The organism is Nitrospirota bacterium, assembly GCA_030684575.1.
Taxonomy (GTDB): domain Bacteria; phylum Nitrospirota; class Nitrospiria; order Nitrospirales; family Nitrospiraceae; genus Palsa-1315.
In genome coordinates this window covers 1-16,108 of sequence record JAUXVD010000015.1, presented here as the reverse complement: position 1 = coordinate 16,108, position 16,108 = coordinate 1, and the positions used below count along the sequence as shown (strand labels likewise).

The following is a 16,108-nucleotide window of genomic DNA, read 5'->3' as shown; positions in this document are numbered from 1 at the left end:
AGTTTTTAGTACCCGCTTTCAGGCTCATAAAATATAGCCGTTCGCCATTGATGCCATTGGCTCATTGGTTGGTTGGCGTATGCGGAGAAATTAACCTTGTGCCGCAGTTTATTTGATCGCTGCGATGGGGAAATCCATGCCACGGGATTCGGCGACCGGGTACTGCCGTTCGGTTTTGAATTTCAGGCTGAGTTCTGGCAGGCGGGCTTCCACAAAGGCGAGGAGTTCTCGCACCGTGACGATGCCGTCCTTCGGGCTCCCGTCGGCTTGCCCTTGGAGCGCTTCGAGGAGGGTATAGGTGAACACCCCATGTCCGAGTTCTTTGACTTCGCTGGCGAACTGATCTTTTGTGGACGCAGCCACGATATGAACGCCATTGGCCCGCGCCAACTGAGCCAAGGCCTGGCGTTCGTCCACGCCTCTGGCTGAAAATGCTTGCAGGGCAAAGCCCGATTTGCAGGCATCCATGAGCAAGAGCACCTTCTTGGCTCCGATCTGCATCACCAGGTCTTTTATCTCTTGTGACGAGATGCCCTTCTGCCGTATTTCTTCCGGCCGCTCGGGATACACGACTTCGTGTGGGAGGAAGTACCAGTCTGCGCCAACACTTTCACCATGTCCGGCAAGATACACGATGACGACGTCTTCCGGAGCCGTGCCTTTCAGGCTCTGGAGTTTCGTGAGTAACTCGGTCTTGGTTGCACCGTTGTTGAACAGCTCGGTGATTTTGACGGTTCGAAACAGACTGGACGATGACGCAGAGAAAAACTTCAGAATGCCCGCGGCATCAGGTTGGGCGAAATTGAGGTTCAACGCAGAGTTCTGATACTGATTGATACCGACTGCAATGAGATGCAGGACGGCTTGTTTCTGCGGCCCGTTAAAGGTCATTCGCAGCTCGACCGATTTCCCTTCGATCCTGGCCGTGCTGATGGCCACGGCTCTCAGGTTGTTCTCTCCCTGAATGAGGCGGATATGAAACGGGAGGGTTCGCTGCTTCCGTACCGCGGTATCTGCTGCCACGGCGATCCCGCGAATGTCGGCTCCGACGAGCTTGTCGTTGTGGTAGAGGCGTATCTCGCCGATCCCGCCTCCTTGATCCTCAGCGGTTACGGTCACGTCGATCTCTTCTTGGTTCAACTGGGCATTCAGCGTAGGGGCCGTGATGGTGGCCGTCGGCGGGGAAGTAAATCCGACGGCCAAGTTGACTCGCTCCTGTTGGCCGAAATATTGGAGCGCGGCTGTATCGGCCTCTGTTGTGTGAAGCACTCGTGCCACGAGTTCCGGGTGGTAGAACTGCTCGAAGAAGTGCGAGGCATCGTAGAACTCGGCTTCGCGGTTGTTGCCGCGATTCAGATGCCACCCGATGAGTGCTTCCGCATCTGTCTCGGCGTCGAAATAGCCTTTGGGCGTCCAGACGATCCAGCGCTTTCGATCGGTGTGGGGGTAGAGCGCCAGTAGTTCCTGACCGTCCTGGAGGCGAAACCATCGGATCGTGCCGTCTCCTAGTGCGGCGACAGCCAGGCGACCGTTTTTCGAAATGGTCACGTTCCAGGCAATGCCGGGAACGGAAATGTGCCACCGTGGGGTCCCGTCACGTGCGAAGAGCCGTAGCTTGGATTCCGTGCCGAGCAGAAAGCTGTTTTGGTCCGGTGCGATGGCGAGACTGCGAGAGAGTTCCCCCGGCTGGAGGGGGAGCGGCCGGCCGTTGAGTCGAGGCGCCGGCGAGTCATGCCAGTCTGTGATCCGGAGATCTTTCTTGTCGTCTCCGAGCAGCCCGAACATCGTGAAGGTGGACTCTCCACGGTCTGGGCCATGCAACACAAGGCCTGGCGGGGGATCTTGCGCGAAGGATCTGGCAGGGAGCGAAAACATGGTAAACGAGTTGCCGCGGTTGTAGGCAAACTTCACGACTGCGGCATCTTCCGAGATCATGAACTCTTCGCCCATGCCGCGAAAGTCCGGAATAGGACGGCCAAGATATTGAGTGCGAATGCCGGAGCTGTCGATGGCACCCAACGCAGGATCGTGCGAGGCGAAGATCACGTCCCCGTTTTTCAGGGAGAGTAATTGCTCGATAGAGCCTTCTGACACGGGATAGTCTTGGAAGGTTTTGTTTGCACCGATCGTCCACCGGCGGATGAAGGTCGTGCCGCGTGCATGTCCGGTCTTGCCGCGTTCTTGATAACTTCCTGCCGCATAGAGGCCTTGACCATCGCCGGACCATGCGACGGATATGAAATACTGATCTTCGTCCACTTTGGACGTGGGGAGGGAGGTCAGCGCGGTGAGGTCCTTTCCCGATACCAGATCCACCCTGGGATGGTCCACAAATCCCACCGCCAATGTGTTGCCGTCAGGGGAGAAGCTGGCAGAACGAGGGCGGTCACCGGCTAGTTTTCGTTTGCCGATGAGCGTGAGCGGTGACGTGCTGGTTGCGCCTACCTCGTAGAGACGAAGATGGCCATCGTCCGATACGGTGATCAATCGTCCGTCATGGCTGAACTCTGCATAATGGCTCGCCGCCGCATAGGCGGAGTCCTGATCGACCTGGGTGTAGGTCTTGGTGGCGTAGAGCCGGATACCCTGTTGGCCTCCTAGCGTAATGACGAGCCACCGACCGTCCCGCGAGTAGGTGAGATGATTGATGATGTTGGGAAAGCCATGCAATCGATTGGTCAGACGCCCTGTTTCCCGATCAAATATCAGGACTTCTCCCTCCACACCTCCACACGCAATGCTGAGGCCATTGGGGGATATGGCAACGGCATACAAGGTGCCTTTCATTCCACTGCCGATCGGTGGACGGAGGACGGTTTGAAGCTCAAGTTTCGGCAGTCCCCAGATGCGTACCGTCTTGTCGAGGGAGACCGTTGCTAAGTAGCGGTTGTGTTCGTCAGTGCTGATTCGCAGAATGCTGCTGGTGTGCCGACCGGCTTCGATACGGAGGAGGGGAGGTGAAGAAGGAGGTGGCTCTGGTTGAGTCGGTGAGGCGGCCCACCCGCTCGGTACAGATTGAACGACTGTACCGGTCAGCAGCAGCAGGCATGCCCAAGCTGAGGCCGAAAGCCACCGCGTCACAGGATGACCTGCTGAAAAGCGGTGGAGCAACGACCGACAGACTTATTTAATCGAAAACGTGGCTGTGGCTGCAGCGTTTTTGTCATCGATGGCGACGGTGGTTAAGACTTGGTAGTTGCCGGATTTGGCTTCACGGGAGATGGGATATTCCCAGGTAATGTTCTGCACACCCTGATCCAGCTGAATTTCGGCTGTTTGTGTGTCCACGACTGTTCCATTATAACGGATCTCACGTGTTTCCTTGATGGTCGCCTTGTTTTCGTCTGGTCTGAGGATGGTGTACTTGGCATTGATCTTTACGGAGTCTCCCTGTTTGGCAACAGAGGGCGATGCCAGTGTGTCGCTGATCGTCAGAATGTTGCCTTGTTCGGGGCGATACCCAACGGAGGCCGTCGTTTGAGTCCGATCGCGCTCTCGTTTGGCGTAGTAGTTTCCAATCAGCCCACCGGATACGAGGCCGACGGTTCCCCCGATGATGGCTCCTTTTTTCTTCCCGGCCAGGCCCCCAATCGTCGCACCTGCTGTGCCGCCGGCGAGGCTGCCGATTAGCGCTTCCTTGTTCTCAAGCATCTTCTCTTTTGTGCTTTCCGTGAGTGCGTCCAGGGTGTCGCATGACGTGGTTGCAAGCATCAGCAGACTGAGGAGGAGGGACACAAGGGCTTGGCCTGGAAACATGGTCGTGATGAGCATCATCTACCTTTCCCGGTTCGATCGGTCGGGATATGCAACGTATCGCGGTCAAGTATATCACGGGTGTGAGTCGGATCAATGATGGAGAGGTATTCATCTGCGTAAAAAATCGTTCGCACGCTGCTTCATTTGATAGGTAGATCCCGGATGCAAGATAGGCCGCTTTTTGTGAGGCTTCCTTCACCGGCTGGCTCGCCGTGGCAGTCTTGGGCGCGGCTATGTCAGCCTCGGTAACGAGTGACGGAGGGGGCGGCCAGGGTCATGTCCTTTCCGGACCGTTCCTGTCCCGACAGAGCATGCGCAGTCTATTTTCCCGTGGTACCTGGCTGATGCGCAGGCATGTGGGAATTTAGATTCTAGGCCGGTATAATCCCTCGCGTGAGCGGGGCTTGACGCAAGCAGCGCAAAAGGTTCACAAATACCTCCAGGCGAACAAGCTGGGAACAGTTGTCGAGACCATGGCCGATTACTCTGCACATCAGTGATTGATAAATAGAGTGCGCCCGTAGCTCAGTTGGATAGAGCATCAGCCTTCTAAGCTGAGGGTCGTTGGTTCGATCCCAACCGGGCGCACCAAATAAATCAACCACTTACAACGACTTCCGCTTTTTGGATGGTCGGCGAGTTTGCAGTTGCTTCGCAGTGCCCAACCCTTCGACGGCTTCCTTCAGGTGGCTCGGCGCGAGGTGGGCGTACCGTTTGACCATTTGCGTGCTGGTATGGCCGAGGAGATGGGCCACGGTGCGGTCGGAATGGCCCGCCATCGTGAGATCGCTGCCGAACGTGTGCCGCCAGTCGTTCCACCTCGCGTTCGTCAAGCCTGCGGCCTCACAGGCGGGGAGCCAGATGCGTTTCCGGAAATTGGCATAGTCGATCGGGCCGGTCTTGGTCTGGTTGGGATAGAGCCAGCGGCTTGTGCCCGCGCGTTTCAGTTGGATCCGGCAGAGTTCTCGGGCTCGAGTATTGAGCAGCCTGGTCTGTGGCCGTCCGGCCTTGGTGGTCGCCAGCACGAGATGGCCCGCCTTCACGTTCACGCGGCTGCGTTCGAGCCCGAACTGCTCCGACCAACGGAGGCCGGTGAGTCCTGCCAGTTCCGCCGCCTCCCGCCAGATGGGCCCCAGCGCCGCATAGAGGGCCCTGCGTTCTTTCATGGAATAAAACCGCTCGCGCAGATTGTGGACCGGTGGCAACTTGACACGTTGAAACGGGGAACGGTCGAGCTGCTCGTCCCGGATGGCGAGGTTGAGTGCGTGGCGGAGGAACTTGAGATAGTGATGGATGGTCTGCGGACGTTTCTTGTCGGTCTCTAATTGCCGTCTCGCCTCATCGATGAGGGCCGGGTCGAGCGTCCGCAGGTCGCGCTGGCCGTAGTGCTGGATCCACCAGGTCTGATACTGCGCATCGTTCTTGCTGTTGGGTGTGTTCCGGCGCCGTTTTTCTTGCTGCTCAAGAAGCGCCTTGAGGGGCAGGACTTGGCGCGTGAAGGAGTCGGGGAAGAATTTCCCCCTGCGGATATCGGCACGGGTGTTGTCGAGAAATTCCCGCGCTTCCTTCTCGGCGGGAAAACCGCCATGTGGAGCGAAGGTGCGCATCCGGCCATTGACCGCGATGCGCACGTACCAGCGCTCCTCACCGTGAACATTCACGCGAGCATAGAGGCCGCGATCGGGGTTGCGGGGGAGGGCCATCGGCTACGGCTCGCCCTCGACATCGAGGCAGCGCTCACCGAACATGAGGAATTGCATATCCGTGAGGGCAATGCTTCGGACGCGCGTGATTGGCGTGGTGACGGGAACTCCCTCGTCGAGCCGGCTCTCCGTGGCGCGATGCAGATCGGCTATTTTGGCCTGTTCAACCGTATTGACACCGATGCCGATGCCGAAGATGATCGGGATGCAATCGTGCCCCTGTACGACGGCTCGCACCGTCTGGTCAATCGGCTGCAGATTCGTCGTCATATTGATGCAGCCAGGGAACGTGAAGAGCGCCGCCACCACTAGCATGATATGCCACATAAAATACCCTACTCAGTAAAAATGGCACTGACTCAAGTAGTCGAGTCAGTGCCTAGGTGAGGGCCGCTCTACGCATAATCGCTCCTCAGCACTGTCCAGTTCGAAGGACTTCCAGGTATTCGATGATCAGGCGAGTTTCCTGATCGGTCAGATGCCCACGGAATGGGGGCATGGCGGTTCCTGGGATGCCATGACGAATGGCCGAATATCGTGCTTCGTCGGTTCGGTGCTTTAGCATGGCGTCATTGCTGAGGTCTGTTGGTTTTGGGTTCATCAGCTGCAGGGAAGCCGGGTCTCCGTCTCCCTTGCCTTCCCTGCCATGACATCCCGAGCAGACCGCTTTCCCTTGATACAGAAATTTACCCATACGAGCCAGCTCCAAGGAATCGCTCGCGCACGTACGTGTATTGATCGCGATCGGTGTAGGTGTGGCGCTGCGTTGAGCGAATTTCTTCGCGCGAATATCGGCGGCGTTCTGCGCCACGCATCCCGGTGCAAGCAGACTCAGTATGATGACGAGGAAGAAGGCCATGATCGTCCTATCGATTGAGTGGACAGGTCTCGCAATAGGTGCCATCGATGAGCGCCTGCTGATGCCGAGGACAGTACTTGTACCGGTGTGACTTCTCGACGACGCTGTGATGTTGCCCGCCCACCAATGCCACTAGCCCAGCGCTAGAACTAGGAGCCGCCCTTCTTTTTCTGATCAGTGCTCCCGCGGATACGATATTCCCCATGAGATTCCGCCGCCATTTGTACGGGAAAACCCTTGCCAGTTAAGACGCCCCCGCTCCGTTTGACCATCTCCATGTAGTAGTCGATCGCAACATGAAATAAATGATTGCGGGACCTCAGTGTGGTGGATTCCATCCGAAAGGATTCGATCGCATCAAGCTCGGAAGGCGTGAAATATACCTTTACTTCCCGCGGCTTATCATTTTCGTGCTTGTCGGTCATAGCTAGGCCCATTCTAGGTCTAGAATTATTTTATGCAATGGTCTTGACATGGGCGCAACGTGGGCCTATCATGCGCCCATTATGAAGCGCACGAAACACCCCCACTCGAAAACATCGAAGCAGCCCTGCATCAAGATTTACACCACGCGAGAACTCGTCGAGGCCTTCATGGCGCGCGCGGCTGAGCAGAGCCGGTCTGTCTCCAAGCATGGTGAGTTCCTCGTGAAGCAGGATCTCGCCACCTCAGTACGGCAGGTGGCCTGATGGGACGACCGAAACTCACTGAACGCATCACGCTTCGCCTTCCCGAGGAACTGTTGGCTGATCTGACGACGGCGGCGACGCGCCGGGGAGTCAGCGTCAACGAAGTCGCGCTCTGCTGTTTTGAAAACGATCTCTCTCGCATTGGCACCTATCGCCTCGATTACTACGGCCAGCTTAGAGCGTTGTTGGCCGGCGGACTAGGCGACGATGTCGGCCATTCGGCGCTCATGGGCGCGATTGGCAGACAATCAGAAAAGGTGTCTGACAAATGAAATCGTGTCCGCCAATGTCTGCCACCGACGATCTCCTTACCCCCCAAGAACTCGCGGTTCGGCTCCGGCTCTCGCTGCGCTCGGTGCGGCGATTGGTGGCGGCGGGGGCCATTCCGTTTCGCCTGGTGGGCACCGTGAAGCGGTTTGTGTGGGCCGAGGTCGTATCGGCCTTGCCGAAGGGGCCGGTGATGGTGTCGAGACCAAGTGCGGCGCCGAAGTCGATCGACATGGTCGGCTATCTGAAAGAGAAGGCGCGGAATTGGCCTTTCACGAGAAAGGCGGTTCAATCGTGACGACACGGCTGCGCGAGCACGATTGCCTCTCGGAGATGCGGGTAGATCTGGAGCGCCAGGCGGGCGAGATCAAGCCGTGGGATGCGGATCGGTTCCCCGGCTGGGTGCAGGCCTGTGGGGAAGTGCTGGCTTCGGTGCCGGATGAGCTGCAGCGGATCGCCTGGGCCTGGTCGCTCACGCAGGCCGTGCTGCACGACATCATCGGCATTCCGCAGAACTGGATGGTGGCGAAATTGCTGTCGACGGCGGCGGAGATTGAGCAGGTGGGGCGATGAACGCACGATTATTGGCGCGCATTGCCGAGTGCGATCGCTTGGAGGCGGGGCAAGGGGCGGAGGGGCAGGGGCTGCGGGCGGCGGCACGATTTGAGACCTGCCACTTTCCCTATTCCACCGACCTGTACTTACAGCAACGGTTCGAGCAGGGGTTTCGGGACGGGAAGGCGCTCTTAACGATCAGGATGGAGGTTGCTCATGCGGATGCTACTCACGGTGCGGGAGTCACGGTTGCCGATGCAGGACGAGGAAATGGCGAGTCGGATGATTCGGCTATTCGGACGGACGCCCAGGCCCAACCGCCGTCTCCCTGTGGCGAGTATCCAGATTGGTGAGCTGTTCGGCGGGCTGGTGCTGGCGGGGATGGCGGTGGTGTTAGGGGCCTTGCTGTTCACGGTCTAGCGAAAGGGGGCGGCCATGGCGGTCTGTGATGGATGCGGGGTCTTGGGGTGGACGGTGCCGCTCTTTACGCGCCCGATCCTGGTGAATGCGCAGCCCTGCTATCTGATTATTTGCGGTACCTGCAAGGCACTGGCCGATGCGGCGCTGGTGCGAAAAATTGAACTCTGGGAGTCCCCGTTCGGGGGCTCGATCGAAGAGGAGGATGAGATGCGAGGATTGCGAGCGAAGGCGTTGCGGCGCCAGATCTATGGCGAGGGCATGAGCAGCCGCATGCGGGAATGGTCGAGCGCGGACGCGCCGAAGGTATGGGGGATTCGCTTGAAGGATCGGATTGGCCAGGAGATCGGGATTGCGTTGCGACGGTTATGGACGACTCGTGTGACGGCCGATCCTCTGCGTCGCGCCTATCAACATCTGAAGCAATCTCGTCGCGGGATGTCGCCGGAGGAGGCCAGGCGCTCAGCATGAGCGGCCATTGCTGCGAGTGCGACCGGCCAGTGAGTACGCGCAGCACGGAGCGTTGTCGCCATTGCAACGGGCGGCTGATGCGCCAGCGGCATCGTCAGTGGCGGGCGAGGCGGGCGCAGGGATTGGCGTCGGTGGCCAAGCGGGCGCGGGCGGTGGTGAAACGATTGGGGTTCCTCGTGAAAGGAGATCGACTATGACTCAGCGGACACATGGCACGCCTGACCCTCTCACTGTGCCGCGCTGGTGGAGGGTCTGTGCATTTCTGCTCTTCCTCGCGGTGGGGATCACGTTGATTCTCCTGGGTGGATGGCTGCTCGTCCAGATTGGCACGGACGTCTGCACGTCAGAGGCGCATCTCTCCGACCTATGCGATCCATACTTGCCTGGCGTGCCTGGTAAAGAGGGCCGCTAGTGCGGCGAGAGTCGAATGCTGTGCGCGGTGCGGGGTGGAGCAGGGGTAGCTTGCCTGGCTCATAACCAGGAGGTCGCTGGTTCGAGTCCAGCCCCCGCAACCAAAAATGTCACGAAGGGAGGAGTCTCGCATGTCTGAGTCTGAGTCGAATGTCATTACGATCGCGACGATTTGCAATGGCGGGGTGCCGGAAGTGTTTGCGCGGGAGCTGGCGGAGGTGCTGGCGAATATCTCGGACCCGAATACGGAGCCGGGCAAGCCCCGCGGGCTCACGCTGAAGTTCACGTTCAAACCATTGGACGATCGCTCGGGGGCGATTGTCTCCTTCAGTTGTCGGCCGGTGCTGCAGCCGGTGAAGGTGGCGACGAGTCCCGTGTTCTTGTCGCGGCACAGTGGCCAGCTGCAGGCCTATGCGCTCGACCATCGGCAGGTGTCGATGTTCGGCGGGGCCGATGCGGACGGGAAATCGATCTCGATTGTGAAATAGCGGCCGCCATCTTTTACCGTGCCGAAGGAGGGTCCGATGTTGAAAGAGTTCGTGGAAAAAATACTCAGTCTCGCAGAGGTCAATCTGGTGACGATCGGCACATTGGATTATACGGATCGCGCGCTGCATGTCGTCGCGCCGCCGTGTCTGGCTGGCGTCTCCCTGCTCACGCTGACCGGGCTAGTGGATCTCATTCAGTGTCACCTGGACGCGCTGAAGGCGGACGACTGGGTGTTGCATGTCGGGAGTCACGCCGATGTCTCGCTCCTGCATCGCGCAACCGATGCCTATGGCCGCCGCGTGCGACTGGCCTCCGTCAAGCTCGACGATGGGCAGCCGTTCCCGTTTGGGCGGTTTCTGAATCGCGAGGAGTTCGTCATTGGGCTGCATTCTCAATTCGTGCAAAGCCCTGACCAGCAGGGCGTGGTGAAGCTGTGCAGCAATCTGGAGGTCTCGACGGTCGTGATGGCGGAGGACGACGGGATCTCGCAGCGCACGACCGTGAAGCAGGGCATCTCCCTCAAAGAAACGGTGACAGTCAAAGGGCGCGTGTGCCTCCAGCCCTACCGCACGTTCCGTGAGATTGAGCAACCGGCCTCGGATTTCATCTTTCGCTTGAAATCCAGAGATGGCGCGGTGCCTGACTGTGCGCTCTTTGAGGCGGACGGCGGCAAGTGGAAGCTCGACGCGGTGTTGGCCATCAAGACCTGGCTCGAATCCAAAAACCTCGGCATGCCGGTGATGGCCTAGACCGTGAGAGTTGGCGACTATGTGCTGGGCATCTCGATGGCCCTGAACGTCGCGGCGGGCGTGGCCTATGCGTGGCAGGGGCACTGGCGGAATGTGGGGTATTGGTTTGCGGTGCTGCAGCTGAACTATTGGCTGATGCAGATGCGGTGAGGGCGTGACGAGTTTCAATCCAGCTTCGGAGGCATTCCATCATGACGACGACCAGCGAATACAAATTGATTCCCCTTGCCGACGTGCACGAATCGACGCACAACCCGCGTCGGCATTTCGATGGGCCCGCGCTGGAGCAGCTGGCCGAGAGCATCCGCAAGGTCGGCGTGATTACCCCGGCGACGGTGCGGCCGAAAGCACATGGTTTTGAGTTGGCGGCGGGCCATCGCCGCTACCGTGCCTCGAAGCTGGCGGGGCTGACGCATTTGCCTTGCATCGTGCGGACCATGACGGATCAGCAGTTCATGGAGGTCCTCACGATCGAGAATCTCCAGCGTGAGGACGTGCATCCGCTCGATGAAGCGAAGGGCTATGAGGCGCTGATGGCGGCGCCCTACAAAATGGACCCGGCGAAGATCGCGGAGCGGGTCGGGAAGTCGGTGAAATATATCTACGATCGCGTGAAGTTGCTGGCGCTGTCCAAGGCCGCGCGGGCCCTGTTCTGGGAAGGCAAGATCGAGGCGGGCCATGCCATTTTGCTCGCTCGGCTGCCGCTCACGGACCAGGCCAAGGTGATCGGCGATCTGCCAAACGACTATCGGAACGGCGGGCTCTTCCGGATCGAGCAGCTGCTCTATGACGAGCACGCGGAGGGTGAGGGGAATCCACCGATCAAGGCCGTTTCGGTGCGGGAGCTGGCTGACTATATCAAGCGGCATATCCGTTTCAACGCGCAAGAGGCGGACGGGTTTCTCTTCCCCGACACAGTCTCGAAGATCCAGGAGGCGGCACAGGCGAAGACGAAGATCATCGAGATCACCCACGACTACCTGGCGGATGAGGATGTCCGGCGAGTCTCGAAGGACAAGGTCTACGGCGAACGGGCCTGGAGGCGGGCGGACGGGAAAGAGGGCTCGAAGACTTGCGACCGCTCGGTGATGGGCGTGGTGGCGACCGGCGCGGGGCAGGGCGAGGCCTTTCTCGTCTGCACGAACAAGGAGCGCTGCGAGGTCCATTGGGGCGCCGAGATCCGGGCCAAACAGAAACGCGAGAAGGAGAAGGCCGGTGGCGCGGCGCCGTCGAAGAAGGCGGAGAAGCCCAAAGCGGACACCTGGCAACAACAGCAGGAACGCGAGCGGAAAGCGCGTGAACGGTGGGATGCGGCGGTGCCGGCCATGCGCACGGCGCTGGCGGCACAGGTGAAGAAGCTGCCGGTGAAGGCGGGCAGCGTGCTGGCCTCGGCGTTGATCGAGCAGGTGCGCGGATATGGGTGCTCGAAGGCGCTCCAGCAGATGGTCCCGCCGGGGACCACGGCCGAGGAGCTGTTGCGCCATCTCGGATGGCTGTATTTTTCGAGAAAGATCGAACACGGGGAAGACTATGGCGCGAAAACGATGAAGGCGTGCGGCTTGGATCCGAAGACGTTCCTGGCCAAGCCGGAGAAAGACCAGAACGCGCAGACGTCTGCACCGAAGAAGGCGAAGAAGGCCACGGCGCGGAGAAAGGCGGCGTGATGAAGAACAAACTGACCGACCTGAGCGATCATCTCTTCGCGCAACTCGAACGGTTGAATGACGAAGAATTGACCGCTGAGGCCATCGCGAAGGAAGTCACTCGCACCGATGCCCTCGTGAAGGTGAGCGAGCAGATCATCAGCAATGCCAACATGGTGTTGCGCGGCGCGGCGCTGGTCGCGGAATACGGTGGGAAAGACGCATTCCAGCACCTGCTGCCGATGATGGGCGGATCGACGAAGGTCATCGAGGGGCCCAAGAAATGAGCGGAAAAGGACGCGCGATTCCCTATTCGCCCAAGGAGCTCGCCTGGATCAAGAGGCATGGCTCCTTGCCACGCAGAGCCGCGCATGCCCTGTTCTGCCGCACATTCAGCCGCCCCGACGTGTCCTACGACAATTTCAAGAGCCTCTGCACCAGGAAGGGATGGACGACCGGCCGCACCGGGTGCTTTCCCAAGGGTCACGCGCCCGCCAACCTCGGCAAGACGATGCCCTATAACGCCAACAGCGCGAGGACTCAATTCAAAAAAGGCGGCGTCCCTCCCAACGTCAAATATCTCGGTCATGAGCGCGTCACCGTCGATGGCTATGTGGGAATCAGCATCGCGGACACCAACCCGCATACCGGGTATGGCCGTCGCTACGTGTTGAAGCATCGGCATCTGTGGGAACAGCAGCATGGTCCCGTCCCTGATGGCCATGTGCTGAAAAGCCTCGACGGGAATCGCCTCAATACCGACCCGTCGAACTGGAACCCGATCCCGCGCAGTCTGCTTCCCTTTCTCAACGGCCATCGCGGACCGAACTACGACCAGGCGTCTCCGGAGGTCAAGCCCGTCATCCTGACGCTGGCGAAACTGAAGGGTGCACGCTTTTCGAAAACCAACGTGGCGAGAGGCGGATCTCGATGAAACCCTGTTCCGTGACGACCTGTCCGGAGAGTCGCAAAGATTCGCAGCTCGCCTGCGCGTTCCATTGGTCGCACTTGCCGGTCGAGCTGCGCCGGCGGCTGATGCTGGGCTATCACCGGTACAAGGGCAGTCCTGCGCACCTGGCGGCGGTGGGTGAGGCGATGGCCATGCTGAAGGGGATGGCATGATCTGCGAGAGATGCCAGGGGCTGGTCGTGGATGACTTTGGCGATGTGCGTTGCATGAATTGTGGGGCGAGGCCTCTGGTGGTCCTGCGCGCGCCGGAGGAGCCGAGGCAGGGCCGCCGACGACCGTGCTCGAACTGTAAAGACGATGCGAAAGCGGGACATCACTATTGCCAGCGACATCTGGATTATTTCACCGAGTATCGACGGCAGAAGAAGGAACGGATGGACGAGGCGCAGCACCTGATGCAGGAGTCGGTATGAGCACCGCAACCTCGATCGAATGGACCGACAAAACCTGGAATCCCGTGCGTGGCTGTTCGATGGTGAGCGCGGGCTGCACGAACTGCTACGCGATGAAGCAGGCGCACCGGTTCAGTGGACCAGATCAAGCCTACGACGGTCTGACGGAGCTCGGCCCGCAGGGGGCACGGTGGACGGGAGAGATCCGGCTGGTGCCTGATGCGCTCCTCCAGCCGTTGCATTGGCGGAACCCGCGCAAGATCTTCGTGAACTCGATGAGCGATCTGTTTCATCGGGATGTTCCGCACGAATTCCTCGTAAAAGTATTCGCCGTCATGGCGCTCACGCCTCAACATACCTATCAAATTCTGACCAAGCGACCGAATAGGATGCAGGACTGGCTCTCGCTGAACACTTTAGGGCAAGCCGTGCGAGGTGAATCCTGGTCAATGCTTGGCAAGATGCCCACCTTCGATCATCAAAAGGTTACGACTCGTCCATGGCCGCTTCCGAACGTCCATCTTGGCGTCTCCGTCGAGGACCAAGCGACGGCCGATGAGCGCATTCCGATTCTCCTGGAGACGCCAGCCGCAGTGCGGTTCGTGTCGGCCGAGCCATTGCTGGGGCCTGTGGATCTGACGCGCATCGATGGGGCCGTGCTCGATCCTGAAGCGAAGGGTATTCATCTTGACGCCTTGACTGGTGGTTGTCGGCCTGAAACGCCGTGGCATCTGAATTGGGTCGTCGTCGGTGGCGAGAGTGGGCCTCGCGCCAGGCCTTGTAACGTAACGTGGATTCGGTCGATCAAGGACCAATGCCAAGCGTCGGGAGTGCCGGTGTTTGTGAAGCAGCTGGGGGCACGGCCGTGTGTGGTCGAGGGGAGCCGTACTGCCAAGGAGTGGTATGCGAACAATGCCACGGCGATCATGGACGACTGCGGCTGGATTCACACGAAGGACAAGAAGGGCGGAGACATGGCCGAGTGGCCCGCGGATCTGCGCGTGCGGGAGTTTCCAATGGTGCCAGCATGATCGGCTGGCCCGAGCTCGGCGTGGTGGTGTGCATTCTGTTGGGCATTTGGTTTGTGCGGTGGCTGAAAGGGGAGAGTGATGGTGACTAATACCTCGATCGACCGGCGCATCCCTGGCTTGCCCCTCGCAGTGGCGGCGGGGCCGTTGTTGGATCGGTTGAGGTGGATGAATGGAGTGGCGAGATGGACCTGGTTGAGAAGCAAGTAAGGGCTGCCATTGATCCTGTTCTTGAGGATCTCCTGATGGGGCTGATTACCGATTTGGCAGCCAGCAAACAGTACTGCCTGGAGCGGGCAGTGAGGGGCCTGTGCGGTGATGAATGGACTGATAAGGCGAAGTTGCATTTTAAGTGGAAAGAAGGAATTGAGCCATGAGGAGGATGCGATGAGCTTTGCGGAAGGCACCAGCGTCCCGGTGGAGCGGTCGAAGGCGGAGATCGAGGGGATGTTGACGCGCTATGGGGCGGATCAGTTCGTGTCCGGATGGGCGGAGTCGGAAGCCCGGATCCAGTTCCGGGCGAACGGGCGCTATGTGCGCTTCGTCTTGCCGATCCCGGACAAGACTGAGAAGAGGTTCACGCATCAGGCTAGGTACGACTGGAAGCCTCGCACGCAGGGCGAGGCGGTGAAGGCCTGGGAGCAGGAGTTGCGACGGCTCTGGCGGGCGCTGGCGCTCGTGGTGAAGGCGAAACTGGAGGCGGTACAGAGTGGCATTGTCGGGTTCGAGGATGAATTCATGGCTCATATTGTGATGCCGGATGGCCAGACGGTGGCGGAGCATGCCCGGCCTCTGATCGCAGAGGCCTACAAGACCGGCAAAGTGGCAGCCTTGCTGCCGGGATGGTGAGGGGTCAGTTGTCCAGGAAATTAGAACAACTGAATTTGATAGTTAAAGATGGAGTTCACCTATGAGCGTGGAAGCCATGACATGGGCGTTTACTGTGGACTTGCCGCCCTGTCCGAAAAGCGTGTTGGTGGCGTTGGCGAATCGGTCCGATGAGGACGGCTACTGCTGGCCAGGCATTGGAGATTTAGAGCGGCGCACTGGCTGGAAAACGCGGGCCATTCAGGTGGCGCTCCGGCGTCTGGTCGAGGAGCAATTGATCTCCGTCTCCCCTCGTTTTAAGGCCTCGCTGAGACAGGATAGTAATCTCTATCGTCTGAATGTCGGCGCCGAGCGACCCACTACAGCTTGTGGGGAGGGTGCAGCAGATGCACCCATAGGGGTGCACCAGGTGCGGGGGGAGGGTGCACCACATGCACCGGGGAGGGTGCACCAGGTGCGGGGGGAGGGTGCACCACATGCACCCAAATCTTCATCTGAACAGTCAGATGAACAGTCAATTGAACAGCGCGCGGTTGTGAAGGCGGTACCAGCGATAGGGAAACAGTCAGCGGTAGTGGTGCAGGCGTTGTTTGATGAGTTTTGGCGGATCTACCCACATCGGAACGGCAAGAAGTTGGAGAGGGAGGCGACGAGGGTGTTGTTTTTCAAGCTCTCAAGTGGGGATCAGCTCTTGGCGATCACTGCCGCAGGGCATTATGCCGCCTCTCTGTCGCAGCAGGGGTGTCTGACGTCAATTAGAATTGATGGTTGGCGACAATTAGAACTGTGGGGTCCGTCCTCCGGGTTAGGGAGCCTTCCGGGCTCCGTCGATGCCGTCATGGTTCGCGTTCATTCCCAGGGCCCGCTTCAGGTCAGGCTCCT

26 protein-coding genes and 2 tRNA genes are annotated in these 16,108 nt (G+C 59.5%); 22 read left to right on the top strand and 6 right to left on the bottom strand.

What is annotated here, in order from left to right; translation table 11 throughout:
- Window positions 1-108 precede the first annotated feature (108 nt).
- Complete coding sequence (locus tag Q8N00_11400) at window positions 109-3,081, bottom strand: caspase family protein (GenBank protein MDP2383398.1); 2,973 nt, start codon at window positions 3,079-3,081, stop codon at window positions 109-111.
- A 42-nt stretch (window positions 3,082-3,123) separates the two neighbouring features.
- The gene (locus Q8N00_11395) at window positions 3,124-3,774 is read right to left on the bottom strand and encodes a glycine zipper domain-containing protein (GenBank protein MDP2383397.1); all 651 of its coding nucleotides are present in this window, start codon (window positions 3,772-3,774) and stop codon (window positions 3,124-3,126) included.
- A gap of 496 nt (window positions 3,775-4,270) precedes the next feature.
- On the opposite strand from Q8N00_11395, the gene Q8N00_11390 reads away from it, so the two are divergent.
- Window positions 4,271-4,347 (top strand) — tRNA-Arg (locus Q8N00_11390).
- A 14-nt stretch (window positions 4,348-4,361) separates the two neighbouring features.
- On the opposite strand, the gene Q8N00_11385 is transcribed toward Q8N00_11390, so the two are convergent.
- The 4 genes from Q8N00_11385 to Q8N00_11370 all read right to left on the bottom strand — a co-directional run bounded on the left by Q8N00_11385 (window position 4,362) and on the right by Q8N00_11370 (window position 6,743).
- Window positions 4,362-5,459, bottom strand: a complete 1,098-nt coding sequence (locus Q8N00_11385; GenBank protein ID MDP2383396.1) for a tyrosine-type recombinase/integrase — start codon at window positions 5,457-5,459, stop codon at window positions 4,362-4,364.
- 3 nt (window positions 5,460-5,462) lie between these two features.
- Window positions 5,463-5,786 carry a hypothetical protein gene (locus Q8N00_11380; GenBank protein ID MDP2383395.1) on the bottom strand — a complete coding sequence of 108 codons (324 nt, stop codon included), beginning with the start codon at window positions 5,784-5,786 and terminating at the stop codon, window positions 5,463-5,465.
- A gap of 85 nt (window positions 5,787-5,871) precedes the next feature.
- Window positions 5,872-6,363 (bottom strand): cytochrome c, encoded by a 492-nt coding sequence (locus Q8N00_11375; protein ID MDP2383394.1) that lies wholly within the window; start codon window positions 6,361-6,363, stop codon window positions 5,872-5,874.
- A gap of 104 nt (window positions 6,364-6,467) precedes the next feature.
- Complete coding sequence (locus Q8N00_11370; GenBank protein ID MDP2383393.1) at window positions 6,468-6,743, bottom strand: hypothetical protein; 276 nt, start codon at window positions 6,741-6,743, stop codon at window positions 6,468-6,470.
- Between the two features lie 48 nt (window positions 6,744-6,791).
- On the opposite strand from Q8N00_11370, the gene Q8N00_11365 reads away from it, so the two are divergent.
- From Q8N00_11365 to Q8N00_11265, 21 genes are all read left to right on the top strand, one after another.
- Complete coding sequence (locus Q8N00_11365) at window positions 6,792-7,007, top strand: hypothetical protein (protein MDP2383392.1); 216 nt, start codon at window positions 6,792-6,794, stop codon at window positions 7,005-7,007.
- Window positions 7,007-7,279, top strand: a complete 273-nt coding sequence (locus Q8N00_11360) for a CopG family transcriptional regulator (protein MDP2383391.1) — start codon at window positions 7,007-7,009, stop codon at window positions 7,277-7,279. Before Q8N00_11365 ends, Q8N00_11360 begins: the two co-directional genes overlap by 1 nt.
- 14 nt (window positions 7,280-7,293) lie before the next feature.
- Window positions 7,294-7,572, top strand: coding sequence for a helix-turn-helix domain-containing protein (locus Q8N00_11355; protein ID MDP2383390.1), 279 nt, complete (start codon window positions 7,294-7,296; stop codon window positions 7,570-7,572).
- The gene (locus Q8N00_11350) at window positions 7,569-7,847 is read left to right on the top strand and encodes a hypothetical protein (GenBank protein MDP2383389.1); all 279 of its coding nucleotides are present in this window, start codon (window positions 7,569-7,571) and stop codon (window positions 7,845-7,847) included. Before Q8N00_11355 ends, Q8N00_11350 begins: the two co-directional genes overlap by 4 nt.
- Before the next feature lie 198 nt (window positions 7,848-8,045).
- On the top strand, window positions 8,046-8,249 hold the full coding sequence (locus Q8N00_11345; GenBank protein MDP2383388.1) for a hypothetical protein: 204 nt from the start codon (window positions 8,046-8,048) through the stop codon (window positions 8,247-8,249).
- A 15-nt stretch (window positions 8,250-8,264) separates the two neighbouring features.
- A complete protein-coding gene (locus Q8N00_11340) occupies window positions 8,265-8,717 on the top strand; it encodes a hypothetical protein (GenBank protein ID MDP2383387.1) in 453 nt (150 codons plus the stop codon).
- Window positions 8,714-8,914 (top strand): hypothetical protein, encoded by a 201-nt coding sequence (locus Q8N00_11335; GenBank protein MDP2383386.1) that lies wholly within the window; start codon window positions 8,714-8,716, stop codon window positions 8,912-8,914. The genes Q8N00_11340 and Q8N00_11335 overlap by 4 nt, the downstream gene beginning before the upstream one ends.
- Complete coding sequence (locus Q8N00_11330; protein ID MDP2383385.1) at window positions 8,911-9,129, top strand: hypothetical protein; 219 nt, start codon at window positions 8,911-8,913, stop codon at window positions 9,127-9,129. Before Q8N00_11335 ends, Q8N00_11330 begins: the two co-directional genes overlap by 4 nt.
- Before the next feature lie 28 nt (window positions 9,130-9,157).
- A tRNA-Met gene (locus Q8N00_11325) sits at window positions 9,158-9,232 on the top strand.
- A 27-nt stretch (window positions 9,233-9,259) separates the two neighbouring features.
- On the top strand, window positions 9,260-9,616 hold the full coding sequence (locus tag Q8N00_11320; protein ID MDP2383384.1) for a hypothetical protein: 357 nt from the start codon (window positions 9,260-9,262) through the stop codon (window positions 9,614-9,616).
- Between the two features lie 36 nt (window positions 9,617-9,652).
- Window positions 9,653-10,366: a hypothetical protein gene (locus Q8N00_11315; protein ID MDP2383383.1), complete on the top strand. Its 714-nt coding sequence runs from the start codon at window positions 9,653-9,655 to the stop codon at window positions 10,364-10,366.
- A 3-nt stretch (window positions 10,367-10,369) separates the two neighbouring features.
- Window positions 10,370-10,516 carry a hypothetical protein gene (locus Q8N00_11310; protein ID MDP2383382.1) on the top strand — a complete coding sequence of 49 codons (147 nt, stop codon included), beginning with the start codon at window positions 10,370-10,372 and terminating at the stop codon, window positions 10,514-10,516.
- 41 nt (window positions 10,517-10,557) lie between these two features.
- Entirely contained in the window at window positions 10,558-12,030 is a 1,473-nt protein-coding gene (locus Q8N00_11305; GenBank protein ID MDP2383381.1) for a ParB/RepB/Spo0J family partition protein, read from the top strand.
- Window positions 12,030-12,296 carry a hypothetical protein gene (locus Q8N00_11300; GenBank protein MDP2383380.1) on the top strand — a complete coding sequence of 89 codons (267 nt, stop codon included), beginning with the start codon at window positions 12,030-12,032 and terminating at the stop codon, window positions 12,294-12,296. Before Q8N00_11305 ends, Q8N00_11300 begins: the two co-directional genes overlap by 1 nt.
- Window positions 12,293-12,943 (top strand): HNH endonuclease signature motif containing protein, encoded by a 651-nt coding sequence (locus Q8N00_11295; protein MDP2383379.1) that lies wholly within the window; start codon window positions 12,293-12,295, stop codon window positions 12,941-12,943. Before Q8N00_11300 ends, Q8N00_11295 begins: the two co-directional genes overlap by 4 nt.
- Window positions 12,940-13,131 carry a hypothetical protein gene (locus Q8N00_11290; protein ID MDP2383378.1) on the top strand — a complete coding sequence of 64 codons (192 nt, stop codon included), beginning with the start codon at window positions 12,940-12,942 and terminating at the stop codon, window positions 13,129-13,131. Before Q8N00_11295 ends, Q8N00_11290 begins: the two co-directional genes overlap by 4 nt.
- On the top strand, window positions 13,128-13,391 hold the full coding sequence (locus Q8N00_11285) for a hypothetical protein (protein MDP2383377.1): 264 nt from the start codon (window positions 13,128-13,130) through the stop codon (window positions 13,389-13,391). Before Q8N00_11290 ends, Q8N00_11285 begins: the two co-directional genes overlap by 4 nt.
- Entirely contained in the window at window positions 13,388-14,401 is a 1,014-nt protein-coding gene (locus tag Q8N00_11280; GenBank protein MDP2383376.1) for a phage Gp37/Gp68 family protein, read from the top strand. The genes Q8N00_11285 and Q8N00_11280 overlap by 4 nt, the downstream gene beginning before the upstream one ends.
- Window positions 14,402-14,562: 161 nt before the next feature.
- Window positions 14,563-14,775, top strand: coding sequence for a hypothetical protein (locus tag Q8N00_11275; protein MDP2383375.1), 213 nt, complete (start codon window positions 14,563-14,565; stop codon window positions 14,773-14,775).
- 10 nt (window positions 14,776-14,785) lie between these two features.
- Complete coding sequence (locus tag Q8N00_11270; GenBank protein MDP2383374.1) at window positions 14,786-15,247, top strand: hypothetical protein; 462 nt, start codon at window positions 14,786-14,788, stop codon at window positions 15,245-15,247.
- A 61-nt stretch (window positions 15,248-15,308) separates the two neighbouring features.
- On the top strand, window positions 15,309-16,108 hold an 800-nt coding region (locus Q8N00_11265; protein MDP2383373.1), incomplete at its 3' end, for a helix-turn-helix domain-containing protein.